Origin of the sequence: Klebsiella sp. CN_Kp073, from assembly GCF_040065495.2 — a bacterium.
In the GTDB taxonomy this organism is placed as follows: Bacteria; Pseudomonadota; Gammaproteobacteria; order Enterobacterales; family Enterobacteriaceae; genus Klebsiella; species Klebsiella aerogenes.
The window spans coordinates 3331351-3345038 of the sequence record NZ_CM198051.1; the positions used below are offsets into that span (position 1 = coordinate 3331351).

General features: G+C 55.1%; 20 protein-coding genes. 14 read left to right on the plus strand and 6 right to left on the minus strand.

Going from position 1 to position 13688, the window contains the following annotated elements:
* Nucleotides 1-9 precede the first annotated feature (9 nt).
* The 10 genes from fliJ (at nt 10) to sra (ending at nt 6328) form a co-directional block, all read left to right on the plus strand.
* Nucleotides 10-456 carry a flagellar export protein FliJ gene (gene fliJ, locus ABLV66_RS16210; protein ID WP_045397390.1) on the plus strand — a complete coding sequence of 149 codons (447 nt, stop codon included), beginning with the start codon at nt 10-12 and terminating at the stop codon, nt 454-456.
* Entirely contained in the window at nt 453-1631 is a 1179-nt protein-coding gene (locus ABLV66_RS16215) for a flagellar hook-length control protein FliK (RefSeq protein WP_213797481.1), read from the plus strand. Before fliJ ends, ABLV66_RS16215 begins: the two co-directional genes overlap by 4 nt.
* Before the next feature lie 162 nt (nt 1632-1793).
* Complete coding sequence (gene fliL / locus ABLV66_RS16220; protein ID WP_289576844.1) at nt 1794-2282, plus strand: flagellar basal body-associated protein FliL; 489 nt, start codon at nt 1794-1796, stop codon at nt 2280-2282.
* 5 nt (nt 2283-2287) lie between these two features.
* Nucleotides 2288-3295 carry a flagellar motor switch protein FliM gene (fliM, locus tag ABLV66_RS16225; protein ID WP_015367298.1) on the plus strand — a complete coding sequence of 336 codons (1008 nt, stop codon included), beginning with the start codon at nt 2288-2290 and terminating at the stop codon, nt 3293-3295.
* Nucleotides 3288-3704: a flagellar motor switch protein FliN gene (gene fliN, locus ABLV66_RS16230; RefSeq protein ID WP_015367299.1), complete on the plus strand. Its 417-nt coding sequence runs from the start codon at nt 3288-3290 to the stop codon at nt 3702-3704. The genes fliM and fliN overlap by 8 nt, the downstream gene beginning before the upstream one ends.
* Nucleotides 3704-4096, plus strand: coding sequence for a flagellar biosynthetic protein FliO (gene fliO, locus ABLV66_RS16235; protein ID WP_047043652.1), 393 nt, complete (start codon nt 3704-3706; stop codon nt 4094-4096). Before fliN ends, fliO begins: the two co-directional genes overlap by 1 nt.
* Before the next feature lie 2 nt (nt 4097-4098).
* The gene (fliP, locus tag ABLV66_RS16240) at nt 4099-4860 is read left to right on the plus strand and encodes a flagellar type III secretion system pore protein FliP (protein ID WP_045397378.1); all 762 of its coding nucleotides are present in this window, start codon (nt 4099-4101) and stop codon (nt 4858-4860) included.
* A gap of 17 nt (nt 4861-4877) precedes the next feature.
* The gene (gene fliQ / locus ABLV66_RS16245) at nt 4878-5147 is read left to right on the plus strand and encodes a flagellar biosynthesis protein FliQ (RefSeq protein ID WP_015367302.1); all 270 of its coding nucleotides are present in this window, start codon (nt 4878-4880) and stop codon (nt 5145-5147) included.
* A 2-nt stretch (nt 5148-5149) separates the two neighbouring features.
* Nucleotides 5150-5932, plus strand: a complete 783-nt coding sequence (gene fliR / locus ABLV66_RS16250) for a flagellar biosynthetic protein FliR (RefSeq protein WP_348876188.1) — start codon at nt 5150-5152, stop codon at nt 5930-5932.
* 261 nt (nt 5933-6193) lie between these two features.
* On the plus strand, nt 6194-6328 hold the full coding sequence (gene sra / locus ABLV66_RS16255; RefSeq protein ID WP_072251507.1) for a stationary-phase-induced ribosome-associated protein: 135 nt from the start codon (nt 6194-6196) through the stop codon (nt 6326-6328).
* Between the two features lie 542 nt (nt 6329-6870).
* Here the strand turns inward: sra and ABLV66_RS16260 are convergent.
* Nucleotides 6871-7563, minus strand: coding sequence for a hypothetical protein (locus tag ABLV66_RS16260; RefSeq protein WP_047077831.1), 693 nt, complete (start codon nt 7561-7563; stop codon nt 6871-6873).
* 67 nt (nt 7564-7630) lie between these two features.
* On the opposite strand from ABLV66_RS16260, the gene ABLV66_RS16265 reads away from it, so the two are divergent.
* A complete protein-coding gene (locus tag ABLV66_RS16265) occupies nt 7631-7867 on the plus strand; it encodes a hypothetical protein (protein WP_047077832.1) in 237 nt (78 codons plus the stop codon).
* A gap of 278 nt (nt 7868-8145) precedes the next feature.
* Here the strand turns inward: ABLV66_RS16265 and ABLV66_RS16270 are convergent, their stop codons facing one another.
* Both ABLV66_RS16270 and ABLV66_RS16275 read right to left on the minus strand, forming a co-directional pair.
* Entirely contained in the window at nt 8146-8664 is a 519-nt protein-coding gene (locus ABLV66_RS16270; protein WP_348876189.1) for a helix-turn-helix domain-containing protein, read from the minus strand.
* Nucleotides 8595-9035: a type 1 glutamine amidotransferase family protein gene (locus ABLV66_RS16275; protein WP_348876190.1), complete on the minus strand. Its 441-nt coding sequence runs from the start codon at nt 9033-9035 to the stop codon at nt 8595-8597. The genes ABLV66_RS16270 and ABLV66_RS16275 overlap by 70 nt, the downstream gene beginning before the upstream one ends.
* A gap of 100 nt (nt 9036-9135) precedes the next feature.
* Between ABLV66_RS16275 and ABLV66_RS16280 the strand changes: the two genes are divergently transcribed.
* Entirely contained in the window at nt 9136-9543 is a 408-nt protein-coding gene (locus ABLV66_RS16280; protein WP_348876191.1) for an MAPEG family protein, read from the plus strand.
* 2 nt (nt 9544-9545) lie between these two features.
* On the opposite strand, the gene ABLV66_RS16285 is transcribed toward ABLV66_RS16280, so the two are convergent.
* On the minus strand, nt 9546-10481 hold the full coding sequence (locus ABLV66_RS16285; protein ID WP_213797485.1) for a LysR family transcriptional regulator: 936 nt from the start codon (nt 10479-10481) through the stop codon (nt 9546-9548).
* Between the two features lie 92 nt (nt 10482-10573).
* On the opposite strand from ABLV66_RS16285, the gene ABLV66_RS16290 reads away from it, so the two are divergent.
* The gene (locus ABLV66_RS16290; RefSeq protein ID WP_316422532.1) at nt 10574-11053 is read left to right on the plus strand and encodes a GNAT family N-acetyltransferase; all 480 of its coding nucleotides are present in this window, start codon (nt 10574-10576) and stop codon (nt 11051-11053) included.
* A 79-nt stretch (nt 11054-11132) separates the two neighbouring features.
* Here ABLV66_RS16290 and ABLV66_RS16295 read toward each other — a convergent pair whose 3' ends face one another.
* Together ABLV66_RS16295 and ABLV66_RS16300 are read right to left on the minus strand one after the other, a co-directional pair.
* Nucleotides 11133-12080: a hydroxyacid dehydrogenase gene (locus tag ABLV66_RS16295; protein ID WP_047043663.1), complete on the minus strand. Its 948-nt coding sequence runs from the start codon at nt 12078-12080 to the stop codon at nt 11133-11135.
* Nucleotides 12077-12772, minus strand: coding sequence for an RraA family protein (locus ABLV66_RS16300; RefSeq protein ID WP_047043665.1), 696 nt, complete (start codon nt 12770-12772; stop codon nt 12077-12079). The genes ABLV66_RS16295 and ABLV66_RS16300 overlap by 4 nt, the downstream gene beginning before the upstream one ends.
* Nucleotides 12773-12938: 166 nt before the next feature.
* Between ABLV66_RS16300 and ABLV66_RS16305 the strand changes: the two genes are divergently transcribed.
* A complete protein-coding gene (locus ABLV66_RS16305) occupies nt 12939-13655 on the plus strand; it encodes an IclR family transcriptional regulator (RefSeq protein ID WP_047065455.1) in 717 nt (238 codons plus the stop codon).
* The last annotated feature ends 33 nt before the right edge of the window (nt 13656-13688 follow it).

The following is a 13688-nucleotide window of genomic DNA, read 5'->3' on the forward strand; positions in this document are numbered from 1 at the left end:
CGCCACGCGATGAAAGCACAGTCCCCTTTGATTACCCTGCGCAATCTGGCCCAGGAGGCCGTCGAACAGGCGGCGCAGCGTCTGGGCCAGGCGCGCCAGGCGCAACAGGCCGCCGAGCAACAGCTGACGATGTTGCTTAACTATCAGGACGAGTACCGGCAAAAGCTCAACAGCACCCTTTCCGGCGGCATGGAAAGCTCTCGCTGGCAGAACTACCAGCAGTTTATCGCCACCCTCGAACAGGCCATCGAACAACAGCGCCAGCAGCTGCTGCAGTGGGGACAAAAGGTGGAGCACGCCGTGAAGCAGTGGCAGGACCATCAGCAGCGGCTGAACGCCTACGACACCCTGCACACGCGCGCGCAAAACGCCGAGCTGCAGTTGGAAAACAAACGCAATCAAAAATTGATGGATGAGTTCGCGCAACGCAGTACACAAAGGAATACCGCTTCATGAATCTCAATGCTTTGCCCGCCCTTAGCCTGCCCGGCGACGCCAGCGCCCTGCCGGATCTGGCGCTCGACGACGTTCAGCTGTCGTCTGCCTTCGCGCAACTGCTCGGCGCGCGCTTCACGCCCGCGCAAAGCGGCACGCTGCCGCCCGCGGCGCTGAGCGCCGACGATGAAAGCGCCCCGCCGCTAAGCCGTAACCAGCTTAACCAGCTGCTGGCGGCGCTCGGCGAACGCGGCGCGCTGCTGGTCAATGCGTTACCGCCATCGGCGGGAAACGCCGTCGACGCAACAGCGAAAAAAGAGGATAGCGGCCCGCATACGCCGCCGCTCAGCGAGGCGAAAACCTTAGATCCGGCGACGCTGCAGGCGCTGTACGCCATGCTGCCGGCGGCAATCGTCGCCCCGTCGCCGCAGACCGCGCTACCGCAGGCTCAACAACCAGCGCCCAGCGGCGATAAAGCCGCGTTCCGCATCGGCAACGTGGCGACTCAGCATGTCGTGAATCTGCCGGAAGGCGAACCGGCGGCGAAGCCGCAGCCGGGCACGGATCCCCTTAGCGGGCAAAATCTGCCCTCCCCTGTCGCGCAGGCCGCGGCCACGCCGCAGCACGATATGGCCGAACGTCCGGTGGAGAATACTCCGGCGCAGCCAGCCGCCGTCGCTTTCGCCACCGCCAGCCCCAGCCAGAGCGCCACGCCCGCCAGTGCGCTGGTAACCGCGCCGCCGACGCCGCAGCTTAATGCCCAGCTTGGTAGTCCGGAATGGCAGCAGGCGCTGAGCCAGCAGGTACTGATGTTCCACCGCAATGGCCAGCAGAGCGCCGAACTGCGCTTGCATCCGCAGGAGCTGGGCGCGCTGCAGATCACCCTGCAGCTCGACGATAAACAGGCGCAGCTGCATATCGCTTCCGCACACGGTCAGGTACGCGCGGCGGTCGAAGCGGCTATGCCGCAGCTACGTCACGCGCTGGCGGAGAGCGGAATCAACCTCGGTCAGAGCAGCGTTGGCGGCGAGGCGACGCCGCAATGGCAGCAGCAAAACGGCAACGGTGAAGGCCGTGCCAGCTACGCGGAACGCCACGGCGGCGGCAACGATGGCGCGCCGATTGAGCCAGTCAGCGCCCCGGCAGCCCTGCAGCGAATGGTCAGCCAGGTCAACGGCGTCGATATTTTCGCCTGAGGGGCGCTAAACGGCCAATCTGGCCCCCATTTGCCCGTTTATTCCGGCTATTGCCTCGCGCGTTAGCCGCGATAATACCTTTATATGTCATACGTGCGGCGCCGCCGCGCGTGATGCCCGTCAGCAACGCGGCGGGCGGAACAACAGGAATTTGATTTGGCTATGTCTCAAAACTCCCTTCCGGCAACCGCGCCCAAACGCCCCTTATTGATCATCCTGCTGACGATCGTGGCCGTGGCCGCCTGTGCTGCCGCAGGTTACAGCTGGTGGCTGCTGCAACAGCGCGACGGCGGCGCGCAAACCGCCATCGAAAAGGAAAAACCGCCCGCGCCGCCGGTATTTATGCCGCTGGATACCTTTACCGTCAATCTGGTGACCCCGGACAACGATCCGGACCGCGTACTGTATATCGGCCTGACGCTGCGCCTGCCGGATGAAGCAACCCGCCGCCAGCTTAATGATTTCCTGCCGGAGGTGCGTAGCCGTCTGCTGATACTGCTTTCGCGTCAGGAGGCCGGTCACCTGGCGAATGAGCAGGGCAAGCAGCAGCTGGTCGCGCAGATCAAAGAGACGCTGAGCGCGCCGCTGGTTAAGGGACAACCGAAGCAGGTGGTCAGCGATGTGCTGTTCACCGCCTTCATACTGCGGTAATCACCATGGGCGATAGCATTCTTTCACAGGCAGAGATCGACGCCTTGCTCAACGGCGACAACACGGGCGATGAGCCCGAGACGGTTGTCGGCGGTAAAGAGAGCGAGGTTAAGCCATACGATCCGAATACCCAGCGCCGCGTGGTGCGTGAACGCCTGCAGGCGCTGGAAATTATCAACGAGCGTTTTGCCCGGCAGTTCCGCATGGGATTGTTCAACCTGCTGCGCCGCAGCCCGGACATCACCGTCGGGCCGATTAAAATTCAGCCGTACCACGAGTTTGCCCGCAATCTGCCGGTGCCGACCAACCTTAACCTGGTACACCTGAACCCGCTGCGCGGCACCGCGCTGTTCGTCTTCGCGCCGAGCCTAGTATTTATCGCCGTCGATAACCTGTTCGGCGGCGACGGGCGTTTCCCGACCAAGGTCGAAGGCCGCGAATTCACACCCACCGAGCAGCGGGTCATCAAACGTATGCTGCGCCTGGCGCTGGACGCCTACGGCGACGCGTGGAGCGCAATCTATAAGATTGACGTCGAATACGTGCGTGCGGAAATGCAGGTCAAATTCACCAACATCACCACCTCGCCGAACGATATCGTGGTGACCACGCCGTTCCAGGTGGAGATTGGCGCGCTAAGCGGTGAATTTAATATCTGTATTCCTTTCGCCATGATTGAACCGCTGCGTGAACTGCTGACCAATCCGCCGCTGGAGAATTCCCGCCAGGAAGATAGCCAGTGGCGCGAAACGTTGGTCAAGCAGGTGCAGCACTCCGAGCTTGAGCTGATTGCCAACTTCGTCGATATCCCGATGCGCTTGTCGAAAATTCTTAAGCTGCAGCCTGGCGACGTTTTACCGATAGATAAACCGGATCGCATTATCGCCCATGTCGACGGCGTGCCGGTGCTGACCAGCCAATATGGCACCTTAAACGGGCAGTACGCCCTTCGTGTTGAACACTTGATAAACCCTATTTTGAATGCTCTGAGTGAGGAACAGCCCAATGAGTGATCCTAAGCAACCGTCTGGCGCAGGGAAGGAATCCGTAGACGATCTGTGGGCTGATGCGCTTAATGAACAACAGTCGTCTGAGAAATCCAGCGCCACCACCGATGGGGTGTTCAAATCGCTGGAGGCCCAGGATGCGCTCGGCAGCCTGCAGGATATCGATCTGATCCTCGATATTCCGGTGAAGCTGACCGTTGAACTGGGGCGCACCAAAATGACGATTAAAGAGCTGCTGCGCCTGTCGCAGGGATCGGTTGTCGCGCTGGATGGCCTGGCGGGCGAACCGCTGGATATCCTGATCAACGGCTATCTGATAGCCCAGGGCGAAGTGGTGGTGGTGGCCGATAAATTCGGCGTGCGCATTACCGATATCATTACTCCGTCCGAACGTATGCGTCGGTTGAGCCGCTAATGACCGCCCCCGTTATCGTGCAGACCAGCCAACCGGCTACCGAACCGGCAATATCCGGCGGCTCGGCGCTCATGCAGGTAAGCAGCGCGCTCGGCGCGATTCTGCTCCTGATCCTGCTGGCCGGTTGGTTGTTCCGCCGCCTCGGCTTTGCGCCGCAGGCGCGCAACGGTCGGTTGCTTAACCTGCGCGCCAGCTGCCAGGTTGGCCAGCGCGAGCGCGTGGTGGTGGTGGAAGTCGATAATACCCTGCTGGTGCTGGGCGTCACCGCCCAGCAGATCACCCCGCTTCATCAGTACCCGGCTCCGCCGCGCGATGAAGATACTCCGGCGGTCACGCCTGCGAACGACTTCCGCCAGCTGATGCGCAACGTCCTCAACCGCCCGGAAAAATAGCCATGTTCCCTACTCTGTTCGCTTGTCTCCGCCGTCGGGCGCCGTGGCTCGCCGCCGCGTTACTGCTGCTGAGTCCTGCCGCCTTCGCACAGCTTCCGGGGCTTATCAGTCAGCCGCTGGCCAACGGCGGCCAGAGCTGGTCGCTGCCGGTGCAGACGCTGGTGCTGTTGACCTCGCTGACCTTCCTGCCGGCGATGCTGCTGATGATGACCAGTTTTACCCGCATTATCATCGTACTGGGTCTGCTGCGTAACGCGCTGGGCACGCCTTCCGCGCCGCCGAACCAGGTGATGCTCGGGCTGGCGCTGTTCCTGACCTTCTTTATCATGTCGCCGGTGTTCGACAAGGTCTATCAGGAGGCGTACCTGCCCTTTAGTCAGGACAAAATCGGCCTTGATGCGGCGCTGGATAAAGGCGCGCAGCCGCTGCGCGAATTTATGCTGCGTCAGACCCGCGAAAGCGACCTGGCGCTGTACGCTCGTTTGGCCAACCAGCCGCCGCTGGCCGGGCCGGAGGCGGTACCGATGCGTATTCTGCTGCCCGCCTACGTCACCAGCGAACTGAAAACCGCCTTCCAGATTGGTTTTACGGTGTTTATTCCGTTCCTGATTATCGATCTCGTGGTCGCCAGCGTGCTGATGGCGCTAGGGATGATGATGGTGCCGCCGGCGACGATCTCGCTGCCGTTTAAGCTAATGCTGTTTGTGCTGGTGGATGGCTGGCAGCTGCTGCTCGGCTCGCTGGCGCAGAGCTTCTATTCCTGAACCGCCGGAGAACAATCATGACGCCAGAATCCGTGATGGCCATTGGCACCGAAGCGATGAAGGTCGCCCTGGCGCTGGCCGCCCCGCTGCTGCTGGCGGCGCTAATCAGCGGGCTGGTGGTCAGCCTGCTGCAGGCCGCCACCCAGATTAACGAGATGACCCTGTCGTTTATCCCCAAAATTCTCGCGGTGGTGGCGACGATTATTATCGCCGGGCCGTGGATGCTGAACCTGCTGCTGGACTATATGCGCACGTTATTCAGCAACCTGCCTAATATTATCGGCTAGCCGTGATCCCCTTTGACAGCGCCCAGCTTAGCGAATGGCTCAGCCAGTATTTCTGGCCGCTGCTGCGTATTCTGGCCCTCATCAGCACCGCGCCGGTACTGAGTGAAAAGCAGATAAGCAAAAAGGTGAAAATCGGCCTCGGCGGCCTGATTGCGATACTGATCGCCCCAACGCTGCCCGCCAACGCGATCCCCATTATCTCTACTGCCGGTTTATGGCTGGCGATTCAGCAGATCCTGATCGGCGCGGCGCTGGGGCTGACGATGCAGCTGGCTTTCGCCGCGGTACGCCTCGCCGGCGAAGTCATCGGCATGCAGATGGGGCTATCGTTCGCCACCTTCTTCGACCCCAGCGGCGGCCCCAATATGCCGGTGCTGGCGCGGCTGCTGAACCTGCAGGCAATGCTGCTGTTTTTAAGCTTTGACGGCCACCTGTGGCTTATCTCGCTGCTGGCCGACAGCTTCCATACCCTGCCGATCCAGAGCCAGCCGCTAAACGGCAACGGTTTCCTGGCGCTCGCCCAACTGGGTTCGTTAATCTTTATCAACGGCATGATGCTGGCGTTACCGCTGATTTGTCTGTTGCTCACGCTCAATATCGCTTTGGGTCTGCTCAACCGCATGACGCCGCAGCTATCGGTATTCGTGATCGGTTTCCCGGTGACCATGACCTTTGGCATTATGACCCTCGGCATGATGATGCCGATGCTGGCCCCCTTCTGCGAACACCTGTTTGGCGAGATGTTCGATCGCCTGGCGGCCGTTATCGGCGGTATGACGTTTTAACCCTGCCGTTATTTCCCTCTTTTTCGCCGGACAAAATGGCAATAAAAACCGTTTACTGGGATAAAAGCCTGGAAAAACGTTTTTATTGCTACTAAGGTCCGAATGTTCATAGCGGCTTGAATTAAAAAATAGCCACCCTACAATAAAGCCTGAATTTAATTGTTAGTGAATTTTATTTTTTAGAAAATTAAAACCTCGGGAAACGCAGAATATTTTTATGCGTGGGTTTAGTGCATCTTTAATAAAATAAGGAGCGACATCATGATTAAGGCGAAAGGTAACCGTATAGCGCGGCGTGTATTAGGCCTGCCCCACTGGGAAAGTAACCGATTTAAAATCGTGCTGGCCGACACCGCCGCTGGCGGAAAATGGAAAGTGGTGAAGAAAAAGAAATAATCCTGACTGGCAATTGATCTTTGCGCAACATAATTCCAAATTGCACAGTGCCGTAGCCCCGGTAAGCGCTCGCGCCACCGGGGATTTTGAGGCCACCAATACCGGCAGTTTCAGTTCTCAATGGTACGAGTCGTAGACCGTAGGCCGGATAAGGCGCAGCCGCCATCCGGCGCGAAAGTAGCTCTTTACCCGCGGTTATTGCCCGGCGGCGCTACGCTTGCGCGGGCCTACAGATCACATGCCGTGGTAGATACTGTTATCGGTTTGCAACTTTTTTAATGGTTTTTCCCGGACGCGGCGCGTTGCGTCTACTCCGGGCTACCAAATCGCAAAGCGCAGTAGCCCCGGTAAGCGGCAGCGCCACCGGGGGATTTTGAGATCACCAGCACCAGTAGTGTCAGCCAGCGCAATGAATAAATTAAAGGCAGGCCGCACGGACCGTAGGTCGGGTAAGGCGCTAGCCGCCACCCGACAAAAAAGTAACGCGGGTAGATGCTGTGAATATTTTCAACCCTACGTAACCCAAACTTATTCAATGACGATTAATATGCTAAGCTTTTTATTACTGAAAGAATGCGCTCTTCTCCGCGAAGCCCTATTGCATTTATCAAAGCTCTATCAATTTTATCGCTGACAAGAAAATAAAGCATTTCCATATTATTGTTGTAGAGTGCCAAATATAACTGAGGCGATATATCCCTGAGTTTTCTTGCAGAAATCGCTGCCGTCTGAACCTTTCCATAAAGAGATGCGGCTGTCACTACCACAAAACTGGATCGGTTAAGTTGCATCATGACATCATTTTTGAAATTAAATGAGTTAACAATGATGATAGATAAAGCATTTGCAATTGCGCCCCTTGTTAGTAATCCACTTCGATAACTTGATAGACCTTTTGCAAGACTGATATCAAGATATTTTATCTCGCTCACTTTTAAATATTTAAGTTCTTCCTCAATATACATCCTCATCATATCTGCAATGATGTTTTTCCTTTTATATATCTCGTAAATACATTTTATGAAACGGATATCCTCTTCTGATAATTCCGAGCATATAGCCTTATACTCATCCAAAAGACATGTACTGTACCATGTAGCCCTCTCTAAACCAGATCGAACATCTTCCAGGACACTGATACTATTCTGTTGAACACCTCTTACAGCACGGTCGAGTGCTATAGCAGCATACCTGTCGGTTTCCATTCTAAATTTGACCATCGAAGATATAGACATTGCCTGAATTCCCTTTTCATGATAAAAACACGAGGTGTAATTAGCACCATATCATGAGGAATGAATTATGAAAAAATGGATTTTTATTATTTTTTCTTTCATCCTATCATTTATCATCCTGGTTACCCTGATGTTTGAATTAGCGTTTCGCCTATTAAAGGCTGATGAAGTTATCAACTTTATGGAAAAATCAGTTTTTATCGATTCGTTTAATTCATGGTTTATCTTTTTGGTTATATTATCATTCATAGGTGCTATCATTATCAGCAGCGTGGTATTTTTAAAGATTAAAAAGGTGATGTAATGCCCTGTTTATCTCCTTTTTTTAAAGAAATACTTAACGACCTTAAAGTTTATGTCATTATCATTTCTCTTTTTACATTTTATTACTTTACAATCCCAGGATACTGGTTTCTATGCAGTATAGTTACAATAATAATTTATGGTATTATTAAAATAGTTATAGCGTCAAAAAAAAGTAATAAAGGTGCTATTAAATAGTGATGTTACTTTTGGTCGCATTCACTGGTAGCCTGCTCAGAATAATAACTTACCGCATCTTACCCTGACTAATAAATAAAATCACACAGCATGACGCAGCGCCCGTATTCCCTTTCCAGTCTGACGGCGCAGCAACGCCAGCAGCGTTGACACTTCCGAATAACCCACGTCAGCGGTAATCGTCTCAATATCTTTCCCCTCGGCAAGCAGCTGCTTTACTCGTTCGATCCGTAATTGCTGGAAAAAAGCCAACGGTGATTTCCCCAGCGCGGCTTCCATTCTGCGCTGTAAGGTGCGTGGATGCACGTTAAGCGCGCCGGCAGCCGCCTGCAGGGAAAATCCCTGCGCCAGATGCGATCGCGACCAGTGCGCAAAGCGGTTGATCAGATCATCGGCATGCTGAGGATAACCTGCCGGCAGGCGTGAAACCTGAGGATGGCGGATATCAGCCGCCATCGCTTTTGCCAGCAAATCCGCAAGCGGCGGGCTGCTCTGGCGAATCAGCCACAGCGCCAGCTCCACATGGCCCATCATTGCGCCGGGAAGGATCGGCGCAGCCGCATTGAGCCATGACGCAGCGGCGGTCTGCTCATTGAGCAAACGGCTATCCGCCAGGATGAGGTATTTAAACAGGCGGCGGCAATTTTAACGCCGCGCTTCGCCATGTTTTGCAAAAACCGCTTAGCGTCAGCAATATCGTGCCAGCCATCCGGTGGCGATTGTCGTGCGTGAACGTTGATCGCCGGCACCACAATCCAGTCGGGATAATCCAAACCCGATGCCTGATGAGCAGGAATACTCAACCCATGGGCTGATTTAACCTGCCCGGTCACGGCAATCATCTGCACCTCAAAGCGAGAAATATTCATGCTCTGGCGTCGCGCCATATCATTGGCCGCGGCGAACGTATCCAGCAACGTCGCTAAGCCGGTGTCGAAAACGCCATCCAGAGTCAGAATATTTATCTTCATGTCGTTAATGGTATTGAAATTGTCATTTTCGCATATGGTTCTATTTTAACCTTAGCCATAGACTTTCCTCTATCGTTATTAATTACCAGAGTCAATTGCCATGAAAAATAATCCTGAACTGATTATCCTTGCGTTAATTTGTCTGCTAACGGTTATGATGTGGATCCCCTATATTATTGCCAGAGCCACGCGCGTTAACGTCGCGCCCGCGGCGGGAAACGGCCATTCGCCATCAACCGGGCTGGCGCCCTGGGCGCAGCGTGCGCAAAAGGCGCATGCCAACGCGGTAGAAAACCTCGTTATTTTTGCCCCACTGGTTGTGGTCGCCGCGTTGCTTAACGTCAATAACGCTATAACGTTAATTGCGGCTAAAGTTTATTTGCTCGCGCGCATTGTCCATTATATTGCGCATACCGCCGGGATCCCCGTTATCCGAACGCTCGCCTTTCAGACCGGTTTTGTCGCGACGGTTACCATAGCGATAGTTATTTTAAGTTCGGTTTTTTGAGGTTAAAAACTCCCGGCATTCTCTGCCAACGCCAGGCTTTGTAGCGCCGTCTTAAGCCATTTGGTTGCTCCTCGCTGCCCGCCGCGTTTATGGGAATAGATCTTCACGGTGAACGGGCTTATGGCGAACGGCAAAGGAAAAATCGCGATCGGGGCGGCATGAAGGAACTTCTCTGCGGCATAACGAGGAATCGCCATTAACAGATCGCTTTGCGCCACAATAAACGGCGCGCTGAGCATCGAGGGGGTTTTGAGCGCTATCTGCCGCGTATAGCCTAATTCCTGCAGGCGTAAATCCAACACTCCCTGCTTTTCATTCCACGGCGTGACCACCAGATGCCGCGCGGCGAGATAATCCGCCAGCGTCAGCGCCGTGCGACGGGTATTGCTGATAACCACGTACTCATCCTCAAACCAGTCAATTTCCTCCAGTTCATGATGACGGATATCTTCAGCGGTGCTGAAGCCCAGCGCCAGATCCACCTCTCCCGCCAGCAGCTCCGTCAGCGCCGGGCTATGCGGCAAATAACGGAGTTCAAAACGCAGTCCCGGCGCTTCATGCTGCAGCTTTTGCATCAGCGCAGGAAAAATGCATAACGCGGTGAAATCGGTAATGGCTATCTGGATCCGCTCGGTGCTGTCGGCGGCAATAAACTCGGGCTGTCGCGTGAGTTCCTGATTAAGCAATTTCAATACTGAAGCGATGGAGGGCGCGAGCTGAGTGGCATAGACGCTCGGGCACATCCGATGTCCTTCGCGAAAAAACAACGGATCGTTCAGCGCCACGCGCAGCCGCGACAGCGCGTGGCTCAACGCGGAGGTACTCATCGCCAGCTCATCGGCGGCAAGACGAACGGAACAGTGGCGATAGATAGCATCAAAAACGAGCAGCAGATTGAGATCGAGGCGTCTGAGCGCCGGATGCATAATATTCATCATTGGGTGATTTCATTGCACTTAATTCTTCTGACAATACCCCCTATGCTTAGCGTCATCAATATCGTTAACGTGTGAAAACGACAGGAAAAATTATGGGTATTACGATTAGACAGGCCCGTGCGGATGACGCTTCCGCCATCTACAACATGATTTATGAACTGGCGGTGTACGAAAAAGCCCCGCAGGAAGTGGTCACCACCCCCGAAGAGATCCGCGAAACCCTGTTTGGCGACGACAGTAAAACCGAAGCGCTGATCTGCGAAATTGACGGTAAAACGGCGGGCTATGCCGTGTTCTTCACCAGCTATTCAACCTGGCTCGGACGCAACGGTATTTATATGGAAGATTTGTATATCTCACCGGACTATCGCGGCCAGGGCGCGGGTCGAGCGCTGCTAAAAACCATTGCCCGGTATGCGGTTGCGCGCCGCTGCGGACGCCTTGAGTGGAGCGTGCTGGACTGGAACCAGCCGGCCATTGATTTTTACCTCAGTATTGGCGCCGCGGCGCAAAGCGAATGGGTCCGCTATCGCCTCGATGGCGAAGCGCTGGTTAATTTTGCGGAGCAATAACATTGCTCACAGCATCACTCATCTTGCTCTTTGCAAAAAGCACAGCAGCCCCGAAAGAGCGGAGCTGCTGAAAGACAAGTTAGTACGCTGTTTCAGTCTGCGATGAATCCTGCACTACCTGTAGAATATTGGCCGCGGCGGCGGTACCCATTTTGACGTAAGAGGCGTCGCTTACGCCGCCAACGTGCGGAGATAGAATGACATTTTCGACCCGCTCCCAGATGTGCGGCGTGGTGAGTGGTTCGCTGTTAAAGCTATCGAGCGCCGCCCAGCGCAACGCCCCTCCTTTTAGTGCCGCTGCCAGCGCTGCATCGTCGATTAATCCGCCCCGCGCGGTATTGACCAGGATGGCGCCGGGTTTACACTGTGCCAGGGTAACGGCATTTATCATTCCCCGATTTTGCTGCGTTAAGGGACAATGAAGGGAGACAACATCAGCCTGCGTGAGAAGGTCTTTGAGTACATCAACACGTTCGCATCCGGGAGGAACCGTGGCGGCATACGGATCGTAAGCCAGCACCTTCATACCGAAGGCGCCGGCAATTTTCGCCACGCGGCTGCCAATCGCGCCCAGACCAATCAGCCCCAGCGTTTTGCCCTCCAGTTCGAGCGATCTATGCGTCGATTTATCCCAGTGCCCTTCGCGCAGGCGGCGGTCAAGCGGAATGATTGACTTGGCGCAGGCCAGAATTAATGCCCAGGCGTGTTCTGAAACCGCCGCGGCGTTAGCGCCTGTCGCCGCGCGAACCATAATGCCGCGCGCCGCCGCCGCTTCGACGTCAATGACATCAATGCCGCTGCCATGCTTGGAAATGACCTTCAACGCCGGAGCGGCATCCATCACAGATGCCGTAATCTTGCCATAGCGCACTAATATGGCGACCGGATTATGCTGCTGACATAATGCTATCAATTGGTTTTCTGTTGGTTGGCGGCCAGCAAATACGAGTTCATAATCTTCCAGCATGCCGAACGCGGCTTCAGCCAAATCGCTGCCGGTTACCAGTACGACTTTTTTATCGCTCATGGCAATGCCTCCCCTTCGCTCAGCATACCCGCCTGACGCAACGCGTTCTCCAGCCAGTGCGGGCGAAGATCGCCGTCGTGGATGGCCGACAGACGTTTGACTTCCCCTTCCAGTTTACCTTTCGCCAACTCAATGATGGCGCGTACTTCATCGCGGGGGATAACCACCACGCCGTCAATATCCCCTACCACCAGGTCACCCGCCTGCACCGCGGCGCCCGCGACCGAGATAGCATGATTGACCCGGCCGGGAATGAACTTGGTGGGACCACACGGATTAAGACCGGCAGCGAAAACAGGAAAGTTTTGTTTACTTAAGGTTTCAGCATCGCGAACTGCGCCGTCAATGATGATACCTGCGATGCCGCTGGCCTGCGCCTGCGTGGCCATGATCTCACCGAGTAAAGCGCAGGAGAGATCGCCTTTGCCGTCTATCACCAGCACATCGCCAGGTTTAGCGACGGCCATCGCAGCGTGAATCGCCAGGTTATCTCCCGGGCGGACCTCTACGGTAATCGCCGGGCCGGCCACAGCCATGTGTGGCGCCAGTGGCTTGATACGGCCATGTAATGTGCCGCGGCGTCCGGCCACGTCAGCGAGAATCGCCGCCTGATATTCAGCGGCCTGACGGACCTCCTCCGCGCTAACGCGCTCAATATCCACATTTATTAATTTCTGTTGTGATGCAGGCATGGTTAGTCTCCATTTGTTTTACTATGTACAACACAGATGTACTATATAAAACAACTATACGAGCATTGCTTCTCTTTTCGCCAGCGCTGAGAGCGTGTTTGTGATGTAAACACGATGTTAATCACAAAATTCAGGTACAATTTTGTTCGGCCAAAAGGAGAAAATGATGGGGAATGAAGGCGTAATTGCCGTTGAAAAGGCGCTCGCTTTACTGGATTGCTTCCGTCCCGGTAATGACAGCCTGACGTTAACTGAGCTGGCCCAGCTTTCGGGATATCACAAAACCACCGTTTATCGCTTAATGAATTCGCTTGAGCGTATGAGCTACATTATCCGGCATGACGATGGCACCTATACGCTCGGCCACCGTCTGCTCTATCTCGGCAAGCTTTATGAGCAATCATTTCAGCTTGCGAGAATTGTACAGCCGGAATTGCAGGCGCTGTCTCAGGCCTCCAGTGAAAGCGCGAGCTGGTATGTGATAGAGGGCGGGCAACGACTGTGTCTGTTCCGCGCCGAAGCTTCAGAGGGATTACGCCATAGCAACCTGCCCGGCAGCCAGTTCCCACTGGACGGTTCCGCGATCAGCAAAGTTTTACGTCATTGGGGACTGGGTGAGGCGCTGCCGGAAGACGAAGAAACGCTTCCGTTCTATACCTCTGGCGCGCGCGATCCGCACACCTCCGCCTTCGCGATGCCGGTTTTTGGCGTCCACGATAACCCCATCGCGGCACTGGCGCTGACAGGACCGTCATCGCGTCTGACTGCGGACCGTAAAGAGAGCGGCCTCAGCCAGCTAATGCGCGAGACGGCCAACCGCCTGTCGATCAAGTTAGGGGCCAGTAAATCCTTCTGCGAAACGTTTTACGGTATAAAAGAATAACGTATGTTGAAAAGGCGGGAAAAATCCCGCCTG

What these genes read in the sequence shown, in the direction of transcription:
- fliJ (WP_045397390.1), top strand. Translation starts at nt 10, where the DNA reads ATGAAAGCACAGTCCCCTTTGATTACCCTGCGCAATCTGGCCCAGGAG.
- ABLV66_RS16215 (WP_213797481.1), top strand. Translation starts at nt 453, where the DNA reads ATGAATCTCAATGCTTTGCCCGCCCTTAGCCTGCCCGGCGACGCCAGC.
- fliL (WP_289576844.1), top strand. Translation starts at nt 1,794, where the DNA reads ATGTCTCAAAACTCCCTTCCGGCAACCGCGCCCAAACGCCCCTTATTG.
- fliM (WP_015367298.1), top strand. Translation starts at nt 2,288, where the DNA reads ATGGGCGATAGCATTCTTTCACAGGCAGAGATCGACGCCTTGCTCAAC.
- fliN (WP_015367299.1), top strand. Translation starts at nt 3,288, where the DNA reads ATGAGTGATCCTAAGCAACCGTCTGGCGCAGGGAAGGAATCCGTAGAC.
- fliO (WP_047043652.1), top strand. Translation starts at nt 3,704, where the DNA reads ATGACCGCCCCCGTTATCGTGCAGACCAGCCAACCGGCTACCGAACCG.
- fliP (WP_045397378.1), top strand. Translation starts at nt 4,099, where the DNA reads ATGTTCCCTACTCTGTTCGCTTGTCTCCGCCGTCGGGCGCCGTGGCTC.
- fliQ (WP_015367302.1), top strand. Translation starts at nt 4,878, where the DNA reads ATGACGCCAGAATCCGTGATGGCCATTGGCACCGAAGCGATGAAGGTC.
- sra (WP_072251507.1), top strand. Translation starts at nt 6,194, where the DNA reads ATGATTAAGGCGAAAGGTAACCGTATAGCGCGGCGTGTATTAGGCCTG.
- ABLV66_RS16260 (WP_047077831.1), bottom strand. Translation starts at nt 7,563, where the DNA reads ATGTCTATATCTTCGATGGTCAAATTTAGAATGGAAACCGACAGGTAT.
- ABLV66_RS16265 (WP_047077832.1), top strand. Translation starts at nt 7,631, where the DNA reads ATGAAAAAATGGATTTTTATTATTTTTTCTTTCATCCTATCATTTATC.
- ABLV66_RS16275 (WP_348876190.1), bottom strand. Translation starts at nt 9,035, where the DNA reads ATGAAGATAAATATTCTGACTCTGGATGGCGTTTTCGACACCGGCTTA.
- ABLV66_RS16280 (WP_348876191.1), top strand. Translation starts at nt 9,136, where the DNA reads ATGAAAAATAATCCTGAACTGATTATCCTTGCGTTAATTTGTCTGCTA.
- ABLV66_RS16285 (WP_213797485.1), bottom strand. Translation starts at nt 10,481, where the DNA reads ATGATGAATATTATGCATCCGGCGCTCAGACGCCTCGATCTCAATCTG.
- ABLV66_RS16290 (WP_316422532.1), top strand. Translation starts at nt 10,574, where the DNA reads ATGGGTATTACGATTAGACAGGCCCGTGCGGATGACGCTTCCGCCATC.
- ABLV66_RS16295 (WP_047043663.1), bottom strand. Translation starts at nt 12,080, where the DNA reads ATGAGCGATAAAAAAGTCGTACTGGTAACCGGCAGCGATTTGGCTGAA.
- ABLV66_RS16300 (WP_047043665.1), bottom strand. Translation starts at nt 12,772, where the DNA reads ATGCCTGCATCACAACAGAAATTAATAAATGTGGATATTGAGCGCGTT.
- ABLV66_RS16305 (WP_047065455.1), top strand. Translation starts at nt 12,939, where the DNA reads ATGGGGAATGAAGGCGTAATTGCCGTTGAAAAGGCGCTCGCTTTACTG.